The sequence below is a fragment of the Novosphingobium mississippiense genome, from assembly GCF_044029535.1.
GTDB lineage: Bacteria > Pseudomonadota > Alphaproteobacteria > Sphingomonadales > Sphingomonadaceae > Novosphingobium.
In genome coordinates, this window is sequence record NZ_CP147003.1 from 171,735 (window position 1) to 185,027 (window position 13,293).

Sequence of the window (13,293 nt, forward strand, 5' to 3'; positions counted from 1 at the left end):
GCAGCGTTTGTATAAGGGAGAGCCCTCATGTTTCGCTGGGCGATTATTTTTGCCGTCGTCGCATTGATCGCGGCGCTTTTGGGCTTTGGCGGCGTAGCAGGCCTTTCCGCCAGCCTTGCCAAGGTCTTCCTGCTGGTGGCGGTCGTAATTCTTGTCCTTGGCTTCTTTTTCGGCCGGGGCAGAAGGGTGCCTTGAAGTCCGAACCTTACGGCAGGTTGCGCCCGAAAGTGCGCACCTGCCGTGTCCGGCGTTCCTCCTCGCTCGGATCGACGCAGGAAGCATCGGGAGCGATGGGTATAGGAATTGGAGGGCGGAGCGGCGGCTTGGCCAGTCATGGTTCAGCCGAAGCCAGTTGAAATCGTGAGCTGGTTTGTTCGCACCGCTTGCCAGCAACAAACTACGGATGGCGGCGTGTTCGGATGAAAACATTCCGCCTTTGCATTCGCCATAACCCGCGATAGGCGCGCGTCATGATGAACATTCCCTGGGACCAGCCCGCAACGCTGATCGATCTGGATGGCAAGACGCCGGTGATCGGATCGATGCTCGAATGCGTGATGCACTTCGCGCTCTTCAAGCCTTTTGCCAAGGAGCAGGCACGCATCCTGCTGACGCGCCCCGTGTTCCGCGAGGGCCGCAAGACCCGCACTTGGATTCTGAATCCCGACGAGATCGCGAAACTTGTCGAACGGCTCAATGCCGAGAGGAAGGCGGCCCAGTAAGCCCGCGCACTCAGGCGGCATCCCTCGCGCCGATCGTGGCGGAAAGGGCGAGGATCGTGCGTGCGTGCCGCAAGGCCACGGCCTCGCGGTCCGCGCCATAACCACCGCCCAGCGTGCTCGCCAAGGGAATGCCGCGCCGCTTCGCCTCCGTCGCCACAAAGCGATCGCGGTCCGCGAGGCCTTCGTCGGTCAGGGACAGGCGGCCAAGCTTGTCGTCCGTATGGGCATCGACGCCTGCCTGCAGCAGGATCAGTTCCGGCACGAAATGATCGAGGACCATGGGCAGCGATCCGGCCAGAGCCGCCAGATAGCCCGGGTCGCCCGTTCCATCGGGTAGTCCGACATCCAGTGAAGAGCGCGCCTTGCGTGTGGGGAAATTCTTCTCGGCATGAATGGAAAGCGTGAAGATGTCGCTGCGCCCGGCGGTCAGGGCTGCGGTGCCATCACCCTGGTGCACGTCGAGATCGAGGATCAGGATGCGTGAGACGTCATCCTCCTCGATCAGTCTGTTGGCGGCGAGTGCCAGATCATTGAACACGCAATAGCCCGCGCCGGAATCGGCCATGGCGTGATGGCTGCCGCCAGCGGAATTGGCAGCATACCCGTGTTGCAGCGCCAGCTTCGCCGCCAGCCATGTTCCGCCGGGGGAAAGCTGCGATCGTCGGGAAATCCGCTCATCGATCGCAAAACCGATCCGGCGCTGCTTGGCCGCTGGCACCGAGCAACCGATGACTTCGTCGACATAGGCGGGATCGTGAACAGCTTCGAGCCATTCGCGCGGCATGACTTCGGGCGCATGGACCGTCATTGCTACGCCGCTTTGGCCCAGCGCCCGCATGACCAGCGCATACTTGTCATGCGGGAAAGTGCCCGTGCGCTCGGTTTCGACCACGTAACCGGGATGATGGACGACATGCAGCATGGCCTTGCAGGTAGAACGTCAAGGCATGCAGGTCGAGCATGCATTGCCGCGCCGTAGGACCGTGAGCAGCCTCAGGTGTTCAGGCAAGCGATGCTGGCGCTCCGGGAAGAATTTCGTGGTAGTAGCCGGCGGTCCAGCCGCCGTCGACCGCCAGTTCCGCTCCGCTGATGTAGGACGCTTCATCCGAGCAGAGAAAGAGGCTGGCCGCAGCCACCTCGTCCGGTTCGCCGATTCTCTGCAGCGGAACGCGACGGTGCGCATGATTCATTTCTTCCAAGGTCTGCGACCCGTCCGGGTTTGCCATTGCCGTGTTGACGCCGCCGGGATGCACCGAATTGACGCGCACGCCATGCGGGCCAAGTTCCAGTGCCGCAGTCTTGGTGATGCCCCGCACAGCCCATTTGCTTGACGAATAGATGCCCAACGCATTGGCGCCGCGCAGCCCGTCAAGCGAGGCGATATTAACGATCGATCCGCGTCCGGCTTCGCGCATGACTTGTCCAACATGCTTGAGGCCCAGAAAGGTGCCCTTGACGTTGACCGAATAGACCCTGTCAAATTCGCTCTCTTCGGCATCTGTCAGCAAGCCGAAGCTCACCACGCCGGCATTCGCAACCAGTGCATCGATCCGGCCGTGCGTTGCCATCAATTCGCCGACGAGTTGCGACCAATCGGATTCCCTGGCCACGTTGAAGTGAACAAATCGCGCGTCGCCACCCAAGCTCGGCGGCGAGGGCCTGTCCCTCTTCATCCAGCAGGTCGGCGATTATCACTGTCGCACCTTCGCGAGCAAACATGCGTGCCGTTGCTGCGCCCATCCCGCGCGCTCCACCCGTGATGATGGCAACCTTGTCCTGCATCCGACCCATCAGCTTCTTCCCGTTGTTCTTCTTCGTATTATCGCCGAGCCTTCCAAGGCGAACCTTGCGGCAGGCACTGTTGACATCGTGTCTCTATCAGGGGGGCGAACACGCCACCAGCGGCTGCCGGCCTGATCGAGATCGGGCGCCACTGGTGGTTGCAGCGGGGCGATTTGGCGACAAGCCCGGTCTGGCGGAATCCTGCCATTATTGGTCGTTTTTCGATATTTTTGCGATTTATGGAACATTGTCGATGCTGGATGCGGATGACCAGAACCCGGACGATTGCTAAAAGCCGGTCGAAAATTGGGCCATATAGGTGATCTGTTCAAGAATCACCGGGGTTTTTGGGGAAGAGAGAGTTCTTGGAAAAGATCATATATGTTCTGTGGAAGAATGAAATCCAGGATTCCGAAGAATTCAATCGCCTTTTGCTGGGCGATATTCGATCCAAACTGCTGGATCTGCCCGTAAAAAAACTTCAATTGAATGTTGTCGACGATATCGTGGCGCCTGGAGCCCCTTTGCGGGCAGAGCCGATCCGGCCAATGCCATCGGCAATGATATCCTTCTGGCTGAACGCGGCGCATGAACGTTCTTCGGTAGAGGCGATACTCAATACCGTGGCCCCGCGCATCGCCGGATACGCGGTCGCTGAATCCACCGTTCTCCCCAACACCGAAGATCCCGATCCCAACGGTCGCGTGCGCGGCTTCTCGCAGCTCGCATTCCTGTTCAAACTCCCTGAGATTACGCGCGAAGGCTTCATGGAAATCTGGATGCGGGACCAGACCCGCGTCGGCGTGGAAACGCAGGACACGTTCTATTATTGCCAGAACGTCATCACGCGTATGCTCACGCCGGGCGCACCCGCCTGGGACGGCATCGTCGAGGAATGCTATCCGATCGAAGCCATGACGGATCCTCTGGTATTCTGGAAGGCCAACGGATCGGAGGAGATCCGCCAGGCGAATTTCGAGCGTGAAATGGCCAATGTCGCCCGCTTCCTCGACCTGCCCAATGTGGCGGTGATGATCACCAGCGCGTATCGAGCAGACGGCTGGAAGGATCCCGCCCCGCTTGGTGGAGCCAGGTAATGGCCACTCCGCTGGATCTTGCGGGGCGGGTCGCCCTGGTTACCGGTGCCAGTAGCGGCATCGGCCGGGCAACCGCGGAATATCTGGCGGAGCGTGGAGCGGCCGTAGCAGTGGCGGCGCGCAATGACGCGCGCGGACGAGAGACGGTCGAGACTATTGTCGCGAATGGCGGAAATGCCGCATTCATTCACGCCGACGTTGAAAATCCTTCCGACATTGCGACGATGGTCGAATGGACGGTTCGCCGGTTTGGCAGGCTCGACATTGCCTTCAACAACGCCGGCATGACCGGCGCCGTTGCCCCTTTCCACGAGCAATCGCTGGATGATTGGGATGAGGTCATTCGCACCAATCTCACATCCGTGTTCCTTTGCATGAAGTACGAAATTTCAGCGATGCTGGAATCCGGCGGCGGATCGATCGTGAATAACTGCTCGGGCGCCGGGGTCATCGCGGCTCCCGGCCTGCCGCACTATACCGCTGCCAAGCATGGGGTATTAGGGCTGACCAAGGCTGCCGCGAAGGAATATGCGGCGCGCGGCATTCGCGTGAACGCCATATGTCCGGGCTTCATCGACACTCCCCAATTGGGGCGCTTCATCGATAGTCCCGAGGCGAAGTCTGCAACGGTCGCAGGAATTCCGATGGGTCATATGGGGCAACCGATCGATATTGCCCGCGCAGTGGCATTTCTGGCGTCTGCCGAAGGCGCCTACATTTCCGGCGACACCATGTTTGTCGATGGTGCTGTAATGTGCCGATAATTCGATTGATTTTTGCAGGAACGATGGCTGCGATGGCAGAGCTGTGATCAGCCGATCCAGTTACGATAATGGCGCGGCGTTTGCCCTGTTGCCCTTCGGAAAATCTGCGAAAATGCCGTGGCTGAGGAAAATCCCAGTCGCGTGGCGATAACGCTTATGGGCAATGTGGTTTCGGCAAGCAGGGCCTTGGCTTTTGAAATCCGATTGCCTTCCACATACTTGGCCACGCTTTTTCCGGTACTCTGCCGGAAGGCGCGCATCAAATGGGTGGGGCTGAGTCCGCACAGCGATGCCAGTTCGGAAACGCTCGGCGCTGAGGCACTGTTTTCGACATATTCGGCGATGCGGCGCAATTGGCTGGCCGGAAGACCGCCACGTCGATAGCTGGCTCGGGCACGCACCGCGTCCAGATAGCGAGCAAGGTCCGTCAACAGGGTTTCGGCGAGCGCTGCCACGATGCGCGGACTATATTCGTCCATTCGATCGCATTCCTCGGCAAGGCGCAGCATCGTATATTCGGCTCTTGGATCGTTGACCTGCAGGCATGCTTCCAGTTCGGCATCCGTCCAGACCGCATCAGGTGCTTTCAGCAATTCCGACGAGGCAAATCGACAGCGGATGCTGGTAAATTCACCACCGGCATGACGGAATTCGAGTGGTATGCCCGCCGGGCGCAGGACCAGAGCGCCCAGTTGCGCAAATCGGCTGTAGGGGCCCGAGCCATACCGTCCCGAGGCGCCCGGAAGCAATGGAGACAGGCCCAGGCTGACCACAGTCTCGCTGGTGCAAGTTACGAGATTTTCGCGGCGCACGCGTGGGAAATCGCAAAGTTCGACGGTGATGCCGGAGGTTACGATCCGCGCTCGCACAATTCTGTCGTCGTCACGGGCATCGAGAATCCCGGGAAGCTCGGTCGACGCGCCGATACTCATTTGGCTGCAATCAACCGATTGCGGTCAAGGCCGAACGATCGCAGGCGATGTACGGTATCCTTGATACTTGAAGAGAATTTTCCACCACATTCCAACGGTTCAACTGGCCCTCTGGCGAGGGCTGGGCCGGGCTTTCCGAAACTTAACACGGCGACATGCAAGGGCAAGCTTGTAAAAGCGCATTGAAGAATGTTTAGATGGTCTTCAGTTATCCATCAAGACGACCCGATCTTCCCTTCGCCTGCGACGAAATCTTTGTCCGGATAGGATGTCGCCACGGTAAGATGCCTCTCAATTTACGGATGATCGTCCGATTAAACTGGATCATCCTTTCGAAGGGGCTAGATTTCCGCGAGTGACGGAAGCCGGGTTCGCCGAGTCTCGAAACGCGACCGATCTATATGGGAGAACAAGGATGGCAGACTCCCTGCTTGAAGGCCGAACCATTCTGGTGGTCGAGGACGAATATTTCATCGCCCTCGATCTGGAAGCGGAGCTTTGCGAAGCGGGCGTGAATGTCGTGGGCCCAGCTGCTTCCGTAGTTTCCGCCATGGAACTGATTCACAATTCCGGTGCTATCGACGGCGCGGTCGTCGATATCAACCTTGCGGGCGAGATGGCGTTTTCCCTCGCCGATGTGCTTCATGATCGGGGCGTCCCTTTCATCTTCGCCACGGGCTGCGATAAAACATCCATACCCGAGCGCTTCGGGCAGATACCGCTTTGTGGGAAACCCTCAGCCTTTCGGGATTTGCAGCGCAGCTTGGAGGCGATCATGGCGTGAGGCGGCGACTGCTCTGCCCGCCGACATGCCTAATTCCGAAGTCCAAGCGCTGCAGCCAGGGCATCGATTATATGGCGAAATTCCACCGGCTTCTGCAGTTTGGCAAAAGCCTAGAATTGTTGGGGAATCACGTCCTGATCGTAGCCGGTGATGAACACGAACGGCATGCCGTCACGTTTGAAATCGCCTGCCAGTTCGAATGACCGCCCGCCGCGCAAGCTGATGTCGAGCACGGCGCCGGTCGGAGGGGTGATGGCAATCTCCGAGCGCGCAGCTTCTTCGGTAGCGTATGGCCCCAGGACCTCGGCACCGGCTCCCTGAAGGGCTCGCGCGGTGTCGCTCGCCAGGTAATAGTCGTCTTCGACCACCAGAATGCGCTGCCCGGTAAGGTCGGCTTGCCCGGTCATATCGATTGCCCCTCCGAACACCTTGGCCTGCTGCGGCGCGCTGGTTTCGAGAATGCTGGCGCCTGCCGTCAGCGGGAATTCCAGGTGGTACTGCGCTCCGCCTTCCTCGATCCACACCTTGCCGCGCCCGCTGAGTTCGTAGGGAATTCTGCCCGCCGCATCGAGCATCGGGGCAGCGAGGACGTTGGTCCAGCGCAGCCGCCATCGCGGGCTGTAGGCGACGACGACGCCGGCGGCATCGATCTCCCACACCGCCTGAGCCCAGCTTTCGATCAGCAGGCGATGTCGGGTCTCAATTCTCGCGCAGAACGGCCTCTGCCGCCGCTGCGCGATTTTCGGCCGCAGCCAGGCGGTGCTTCAACTCACGGGTTGTGATCGAGTCGACCATTGGAACGGTTCCCTTGGCGAACGGAGGATGTCCGCCATTGGTGGAACGCACAACTGGGCGAAAAAGCACCTGATGGTCGGTCGTGAGCAATTCGAGCCGTCAATGCGCCCGAGTAAAGGTGCCAGAAGCTGGGCACGGGGACGATGAATGATCGTAAGCTTTGGAACGGGTCGGTCGGCGCCGTGAACGTCCGCTGGCCTCTGCGGTGACCAACGGGGTGCGATCAGGTCTTTGAGTCAAAATAGGATCTCTGCAGGAATACTCCTGCCTGCCACGTTTCAGGCGTGACAGGCAGTAAATACTCGACCGCTTGCAGGTCTAAAATTCGACGTAATAGTCTTTCGGGAAGTCCAAGCCGCCATAGGCTTTGCGCATGGTCCAGAATTGCCCTTCGGTCCGCCAATAGCTGTCGCTGGACGGCAGGCCAAGCGACAGAAGGCTTTCGGCGGCGATATACATGCTGCCGGCGTTCGAATAGACGTCGCCCAAGCTGGGTTGGTGCCGCGCAAAGCCGATCGTCAGGAAACCCTTGCCGTCGAAGTTGCTGGGGTCAGCGAATATCCGGCGCTGGGTGGCCAGCGTGGCTGCCCGCACCTGACCCTCGGGCAGTTTGGCATGAAGCAGCTTCTTCCAGGCCAGATAGGCTAGCGGCTGATGAACCGCGGTGCGGTAGGTCAGCGAGCGGCCCACCGGTGGGAACGCGCCGTCCGGACCGATCATGCGTTCCAGCACCTCGCCGAAGCGCTGCATCCGTTTGATTTGCGTTGCCAGCCGGTCCGCGGGATCCAGCTTGTTGAACTTGACCCCGGTGCGGACGAGAACCTCCAGAATCTGCGTCAGCATCGGGTGGATGACATAGCTGTTGTACATGTCGAAATGGAAATGCTCGCCATCGCCGTACCAGCCATCGCCAACGTACCATTCGCCGAACTTGCGGATGGCAAGGTCGATCCGGATGGGGTCCCACTGCGCGCCGACCGACAACAGAAACGCCTCGTTCATGGCGGCGAACAGCAGCCAGTTCGAATAGGGCGGCGTCACACGCCGCAAGCCCTGGATTTCGGCAATGATCCGCGCCTTGGTGGTGGCGTCCAGCGGCTCCCACAGCGTCTGCGGCGCGCGCAGCAGGGCGCTGGTGAAGTAGGCGGAATCAACCAGCGGCTGGCCTTCGGCGCTCCACAGGAGGTAGTCCGGGCTCTTGGGGTCGACACTGTGGACATAGCTGGCCAGCGCCTGTTCACGCAATCCGGCGCGCAGACGCGATTCCGCGCTGCCATCGTCCGGCAGGGCAAGCCACGGGGCAAGCCCGTCGATCAACCGGCCAAACGCCTCCAGATAGGCAACCTTGGGATTGCGGCCGTCCCAGATAGGGCTGAGTTCCGGCGCCCACTCCTGTTGAAGCCGCCCCTGTGCCATGCGTGACAGGACCGGCGTTGCCATGCGTTCCAGCAGGCCCAGCATATAGGCGCGATCTTCCGCGCCGGTATGGAGGCCGGCCTGGCCGAGCGGCTTTTGCCCTGCGACGCGGGCAGTGGCGCGGGCCGTCGCCGCGCCGGTCGAAAGCGCGGCGGTCCCGGCCACGGCGCCGGCCAGCATTGCCCGGCGATCCAGATTTATGGTCATGTTCAGTCCTTCGGGATCGAGAAATCGAGCGTCTGGGAGGCGGCGTAGGCGTCCCACGCCTGGCGCGTCGTGAAAGTGTCCTGCCCTTTGCTCCACGCGCTGCCCGAATAGTAGACGAAGGGCTTGCCGGGCTGAACGTTGAGCAGGACGAGATAATTGTCCGCATCCTGCCTGATCTCGGCGATCATGGCGGGGTCGACGCGCACTGCGATCGCCATGCGGCCGTGCGCGCCGTCTTCCGGGCCCCACCAGGAAATCAGGCCCTTGGCGCGATCGACGGTTACTTCACCGTCACGCGCGCCGGTCGTGCGCTTGCCGACACCGATCCCGACCACCAGCGGCGCGGGGGAGTCCGATTGCAGTGTCGATACCAGCCGCGTGAAATGCGTGCCGAGCGGCAGCGTGAAACGTCGCGTTTCCCAGACCTTGCGATTCACGTCGACGGGCCATGGCGCGTAGTCCACGCTGAAATCCGCCGCTTTCCCGCCGGACTTCAGGATGCGCGCACGCACGTAATTGCGAGAGGTCCACAGCTTGTTGTCCTGCCAGATCCCCAGCCCACCAGCGCCGCGCGCAGTGCCGACGTTATAGAAATCCAGCCCCTCGCCGTGATAGCCGTGCTGGTCGCCGCTGCGCAGTTGCCGGTCTGCGAAGGGCCAGGACACATTCTTGCCCCAACTGTCGATGCCCGATCCGGACGGCGGCTCCGCCGCTTCCAGCGCACGGCCATAGATACGGTGCGCGGTCTTGTCGTTTTCCCAGAGCAGGTCGTCATAGCGATAGGGGGCGAACTGGGCCACGGCTGCCGGCGTCTTGCTCTCAGGCGCGGGAAGCGGCTTGTCCATCTTCAGTTGCGTGTCGCCCTGCTGCTGGGCGAGCACGCCGCCTGGCACACAGGCCATGGCCGCTACGATCAGGGTGTGCGCCGATCTTCGAATTTGCCGCATGTCCTCTCCAAGACTATGTGCCAAAGTTGTATGCCAACCTGATAAATTGCTATCTGTCGTTTGCCAAGCGCTTCGTGTAGGAATGGATCGTGCGGAAGGTTCTTCTCCCGCCGGTGACGAAAGACTGCCCATGGTAAAAGCCGCCTCCCTGGCCGATATCCTCTATGCGAAATTGGAACAGGAGATCATCTCCGGGGTCATCCCTGCGGGATCCAAGCTGCCATCGCAGAAGGATATTGCCGAGCGCGAGGAAGTGAGCCGGACCGTGGTACGAGAGGCGGTGGCGCGGCTTGAGGCGCAGGGCTTTGCGGTGGCCCGTCAGGGCTCGGGCGTCTATGTGTCCGAAAATGCCCAATACCGCGCCTTTCAGGTGACGAGGGAAGAGCTTACGGAGCTTTCCGACGTGATCAAGCTGCTGGAAATGCGGCAGGCGATCGAGGCGGAAATGGCCGGTCTGGCGGCGGCCCGGCGCACCCAGGCCGATATCACCGAAATGCGCGCCGCGCTGCGCCGCATGCGCGACGTGGGGGATGATCCCACGGCGTCCGCGCAGGCCGACAGCGAGTTCCATCTGGCGATCGCGCGCGCCACGCAAAACGATTATTTCGTAAGATTCATACAGTTCCTGGGTGTGCGGCTGGTTCCGCCGCGCAGCCTCTATCTGCGGGACCAGTCCGAGGATGCGCATCAGGCCTATGTCGGCAAAGTGCGTGACGAGCACGAGGCGCTGCTGGAGGCGATCATCCGGATGGACATCGAGGGCGCGCGCACGTCTGCGCGGCTGCACATGCAGGAAAGCCTTATCCGCCATTCCGAACTGAGCGATGCGATCACCGGCGCGGACCTGGGCGAAAGGTCCTAAGTAGTCCGACAATTGACAAATAGATATGGTTGTATGACAACTTTCTCGTCACGCGGCGAATCGCGGATGAGGGAGGATGTTCATGAGGGTGGTTACTGCCGCAGCATTGACGGCGAGCGCTTTGGCAATCCTGGTGGCGAGCAACGCGGCCCATGCGCAGGAGGCAACGGCTTCGGATGAGCCGGCCGCCGGGGCATCGGCGGATGCATCAGCATTGGGATCGGCGCCGACGACCGAGGACATCGTCGTCACCGGTTTTCGCAAGAGCTTGCAGCAAGGCATCGAACTGAAGCGCGAAGCCGTGGGCGTGCGCGATTCGATCGTTGCGGAGGATATCGGCAAGTTCCCCGAGGCGAACGTGGCGGACTCGCTCCAGCGCATTCCGGGCGTATTCCTGTCCCGCGATGGCGCCTCGAACGAAGGACAGCGGATCAGTATCCGTGGGCTGGGTTCGGAATTCACCGTCACCACCATCAATGGTGCGCCGGTCCATACGACGTCCTCGCAGAACGTCGGTTCGTCGACGCGCGATTTCAATTATGACGTGTTCCCGTCCGAACTGTTCGGCCGTGTCGACGTCTACAAGTCGCCGCTGGCCAATCTTGAGGAGGGCGGCATTGGCGGCAATGTCGACCTGCAAACGCCACGCCCGTTCGACAGCGCGGGCCGGGTGATCCGTTATACCGCGCAGGCCAACTACAACACTCAATCGAAGAAATGGCAGCCGCGCGGATCGCTGCTGTTCAGCGACACCTGGGGCGATTTCGGCGTCTTGGTGGGCGCCGCCTATGCCAAGAACGTCAACGAGCGTTCGGGCTTCCAGTCTACCGGCGGCTACAACTCGTCCGCGATCGGTTCGCTGGCCTACCAGGGGCCGACGACGGTGGGTGGCCCGTTCCAGTTCCAGATGGACCTCGACAATCCATTGGCGAACTATGGCGATCTGACTCGCGATGAGATCAACAATGCCTATCTGCCGCGCTTCTACCGCGTATTCACGTCCAACAACACGCGCGAACGCATCGGTCTGGTCGGATCGATCCAGTACAAGACCGACCGTCTGGACGTCAGCGTCGACGGCATTTACTCCGAACTGAAGGATCAGGCGGACGAATTCACCTTCGGCGCGGCGGTGCGCAATTCGCGCACCGTGCCCGGCACCACCAATGCCCCCGGCGTCGGCACGAATTCGGGCATCATCCCGCTCGACGTGCATATCGATGAATTCAACAATCTTTACGGCACGTTCGGAAACACCAGCTTCATCCAGGAAAGCTTTTTCCGCAACGCCCGCACCCGGTTCAAGTACGGCATCGTGCGCGCCGTCTACGACGTTACCGACAATCTGAAGCTGTCCGCGCAAGGCAACCTCAGCGACAGTAACGCCCGCTACACCGCCAACCGCATCACCAGCAATATCTACGGGATCACCAGTACATTCGATCCCACGGTCAACGTCACTTATCCCACCATCAGCTCGCCGGTCGATTTCACCGACCCCGCCAACTTCACCGCGCCGGGGCTGGGCTTCTCCCTCAACCGCGAGATCGACAGGGAAAAGACCGCACGCGCGGTGCTGGACTGGACGCCGGTAGACGATGGCGACCGGACCTTCGCCCTCAAGCTGGGCGGCAGCTATGTCGATACCGGCAAGGAAATCTCGCAGCAGGATGGCAGCAGCATCGCCTCGGCCCAACTCGCCGGGCTGGACGTCTTCTCGTACATGGACCCGTACATCCAGTTCGGCCGGATCCGCGATGGCGGCAACTCCGGTTATCCATCCCAGTTCGCGACGTTCCCGCGATCGTTCGTGATGGACACGCTGAACGCCAATGCCGCGAATGCGGAGGCGCCGGTCAATCTCAACGGCGCGTTCAAGGCCAACGAAATCGTCAAGACCGCTTTCTTCGAGGCGAACTTCACGCTGCCGATCTTCGGGCGCGAACTGCGCGGCAATGCCGGCATGCGTTATTCCAACACCTCCACGATCATTCACAACTATCAGAGCGCGGGCGCCGGTGCGTTCGTGCCGCAGCGGCGCGAGGGCGGCTATGACAACTGGCTGCCTTCCGCCAGCCTTGCCTACGACCTGACCGACAAGGTGGTCGTGCGCGCCTCCGCCGGCAAGACGATCACCCGCGCGGCGCTCACGGCGATTGCCGGCGGCACGATCGTGCCGAACGTGTTCAATGCCGACGTAACGGTGGGCAATCCCGACCTGAAGCCGCAGATGGCGACGCAGGTCGATGCCGGCGTGGAATGGTACTTCGCGCCCGGTGGCCTGTTGAGCATCGGTGCGTTCAAGAAGGACATCGTCGATCGCGCCATGGCGGTGCAGGACTTCGTGACGTTCGGCTCGCTCGGCTTGCCGGACAGCGCGTTCAATGCCGTGTCGCTGGGCTTCCCGAACGGCGACATCCCCGACGATTTCCTGATCCGCCGAACCCAGTACGTCAATCAGGGCGAACTGAAGCTGAAGGGCCTGGAATTCGCCTATCAGCAGAACTTCACATTCCTGCCCAAGCCGTTCGACGGACTGGGCTTCACCGGAAGCCTGACGCTGATCGACCAGAAGGGCGACGATTTCGTCACCACGGAGGGCACGCGCGTGCCGATCCAGTTCGTGCCGAAGTATTCGTACAGTGCCACCGCCTTCTATGAAAAGGGGCCCTTCGCGGTGCGCGCGTCCTACAACTATCGCGCGAAGACCGGTATTACCTCGCAGAACACCGGCAACGACCAGATCCCTTACACGGCACCGCAAGGTTTCCTGGACGGAACGGTCAGCTACAAGCTGAACGACATGATCGAACTGCGGATCGACGCGCTGAATATCACCAACGAGAACGTCTACATCTTCTATTCCGACCCGGACGGTCCGAAGGGCAACGGCAAGTCGCGGCGCGACAACTCGTTCTTCAACGGCACCACCGTCTCGTTCGGCGTTCGCGGCAAATTCTGAGCCACTCCCAACTGGGCGTCCGG

General features: G+C 61.0%; 13 protein-coding genes and 1 pseudogene. 8 read left to right on the forward strand and 6 right to left on the reverse strand.

All coding sequences use genetic code 11. From position 1 onward, the window contains the following. Nucleotides 1-27 precede the first annotated feature (27 nt). Entirely contained in the window at nt 28-195 is a 168-nt protein-coding gene (locus WBP06_RS19330; RefSeq protein WP_207080913.1) for a DUF1328 domain-containing protein, read from the forward strand. A 275-nt stretch (nt 196-470) separates the two neighbouring features. Continuing rightward, nucleotides 471-722: a hypothetical protein gene (locus WBP06_RS19335; RefSeq protein WP_395336277.1), complete on the forward strand. Its 252-nt coding sequence runs from the start codon at nt 471-473 to the stop codon at nt 720-722. A gap of 10 nt (nt 723-732) precedes the next feature. Here WBP06_RS19335 and WBP06_RS19340 read toward each other — a convergent pair whose 3' ends face one another. Both WBP06_RS19340 and WBP06_RS19345 read right to left on the reverse strand, forming a co-directional pair. Continuing rightward, the gene (locus tag WBP06_RS19340) at nt 733-1,644 is read right to left on the reverse strand and encodes a histone deacetylase (RefSeq protein ID WP_395336279.1); all 912 of its coding nucleotides are present in this window, start codon (nt 1,642-1,644) and stop codon (nt 733-735) included. Nucleotides 1,645-1,723: 79 nt separating this feature from the next. After that, nucleotides 1,724-2,513, reverse strand: a pseudogene (locus WBP06_RS19345) (SDR family NAD(P)-dependent oxidoreductase). Between WBP06_RS19345 and WBP06_RS19350 the strand changes: the two are divergent. From WBP06_RS19350 to WBP06_RS19360, 3 genes are all read left to right on the forward strand, one after another. After that, nucleotides 2,440-2,796, forward strand: a complete 357-nt coding sequence (locus tag WBP06_RS19350) for a hypothetical protein (protein ID WP_395337598.1) — start codon at nt 2,440-2,442, stop codon at nt 2,794-2,796. The pseudogene WBP06_RS19345 and the gene WBP06_RS19350 sit on opposite strands and share 74 nt — an antisense overlap. A 73-nt stretch (nt 2,797-2,869) precedes the next feature. Continuing rightward, entirely contained in the window at nt 2,870-3,601 is a 732-nt protein-coding gene (locus tag WBP06_RS19355; RefSeq protein ID WP_395336281.1) for a hypothetical protein, read from the forward strand. After that, nucleotides 3,601-4,365 (forward strand): SDR family NAD(P)-dependent oxidoreductase, encoded by a 765-nt coding sequence (locus WBP06_RS19360; protein WP_395336284.1) that lies wholly within the window; start codon nt 3,601-3,603, stop codon nt 4,363-4,365. The genes WBP06_RS19355 and WBP06_RS19360 overlap by 1 nt, the downstream gene beginning before the upstream one ends. Before the next feature lie 47 nt (nt 4,366-4,412). On the opposite strand, the gene WBP06_RS19365 is transcribed toward WBP06_RS19360, so the two are convergent. Then, nucleotides 4,413-5,297, reverse strand: coding sequence for a helix-turn-helix domain-containing protein (locus WBP06_RS19365; protein ID WP_395336286.1), 885 nt, complete (start codon nt 5,295-5,297; stop codon nt 4,413-4,415). A 415-nt stretch (nt 5,298-5,712) separates the two neighbouring features. Here WBP06_RS19365 and WBP06_RS19370 point away from each other — a divergent pair, with 415 nt between their 5' ends. Continuing rightward, on the forward strand, nt 5,713-6,081 hold the full coding sequence (locus WBP06_RS19370) for a response regulator (protein ID WP_395336289.1): 369 nt from the start codon (nt 5,713-5,715) through the stop codon (nt 6,079-6,081). Between the two features lie 110 nt (nt 6,082-6,191). On the opposite strand, the gene WBP06_RS19375 is transcribed toward WBP06_RS19370, so the two are convergent. From WBP06_RS19375 to WBP06_RS19385, 3 genes are all read right to left on the reverse strand, one after another. Next, nucleotides 6,192-6,740 (reverse strand): hypothetical protein, encoded by a 549-nt coding sequence (locus WBP06_RS19375; protein ID WP_395336291.1) that lies wholly within the window; start codon nt 6,738-6,740, stop codon nt 6,192-6,194. Nucleotides 6,741-7,194: 454 nt separating this feature from the next. Next, entirely contained in the window at nt 7,195-8,499 is a 1,305-nt protein-coding gene (locus WBP06_RS19380; RefSeq protein WP_395336293.1) for a DUF2264 domain-containing protein, read from the reverse strand. Nucleotides 8,500-8,501: 2 nt separating this feature from the next. Further along, nucleotides 8,502-9,446: a DUF4861 family protein gene (locus WBP06_RS19385; protein WP_395336296.1), complete on the reverse strand. Its 945-nt coding sequence runs from the start codon at nt 9,444-9,446 to the stop codon at nt 8,502-8,504. Nucleotides 9,447-9,576: 130 nt separating this feature from the next. Between WBP06_RS19385 and WBP06_RS19390 the strand changes: the two genes are divergently transcribed. Continuing rightward, entirely contained in the window at nt 9,577-10,308 is a 732-nt protein-coding gene (locus WBP06_RS19390) for a FadR/GntR family transcriptional regulator (protein WP_395336298.1), read from the forward strand. 82 nt (nt 10,309-10,390) lie between these two features. Beyond that, entirely contained in the window at nt 10,391-13,270 is a 2,880-nt protein-coding gene (locus WBP06_RS19395) for a TonB-dependent receptor (protein WP_395336300.1), read from the forward strand. The last annotated feature ends 23 nt before the right edge of the window (nt 13,271-13,293 follow it).

Excerpts from the sequence above, each read along its gene's own strand:
- WBP06_RS19330 (WP_207080913.1), top strand. The coding sequence starts at position 28 with ATGTTTCGCTGGGCGATTATTTTTGCCGTCGTCGCATTGATCGCGGCG.
- WBP06_RS19335 (WP_395336277.1), top strand. The coding sequence starts at position 471 with ATGATGAACATTCCCTGGGACCAGCCCGCAACGCTGATCGATCTGGAT.
- WBP06_RS19340 (WP_395336279.1), bottom strand. The coding sequence starts at position 1,644 with ATGCTGCATGTCGTCCATCATCCCGGTTACGTGGTCGAAACCGAGCGC.
- WBP06_RS19350 (WP_395337598.1), top strand. The coding sequence starts at position 2,440 with ATGCGTGCCGTTGCTGCGCCCATCCCGCGCGCTCCACCCGTGATGATG.
- WBP06_RS19360 (WP_395336284.1), top strand. The coding sequence starts at position 3,601 with ATGGCCACTCCGCTGGATCTTGCGGGGCGGGTCGCCCTGGTTACCGGT.
- WBP06_RS19365 (WP_395336286.1), bottom strand. The coding sequence starts at position 5,297 with ATGAGTATCGGCGCGTCGACCGAGCTTCCCGGGATTCTCGATGCCCGT.
- WBP06_RS19370 (WP_395336289.1), top strand. The coding sequence starts at position 5,713 with ATGGCAGACTCCCTGCTTGAAGGCCGAACCATTCTGGTGGTCGAGGAC.
- WBP06_RS19380 (WP_395336293.1), bottom strand. The coding sequence starts at position 8,499 with ATGACCATAAATCTGGATCGCCGGGCAATGCTGGCCGGCGCCGTGGCC.
- WBP06_RS19385 (WP_395336296.1), bottom strand. The coding sequence starts at position 9,446 with ATGCGGCAAATTCGAAGATCGGCGCACACCCTGATCGTAGCGGCCATG.
- WBP06_RS19390 (WP_395336298.1), top strand. The coding sequence starts at position 9,577 with ATGGTAAAAGCCGCCTCCCTGGCCGATATCCTCTATGCGAAATTGGAA.
- WBP06_RS19395 (WP_395336300.1), top strand. The coding sequence starts at position 10,391 with ATGAGGGTGGTTACTGCCGCAGCATTGACGGCGAGCGCTTTGGCAATC.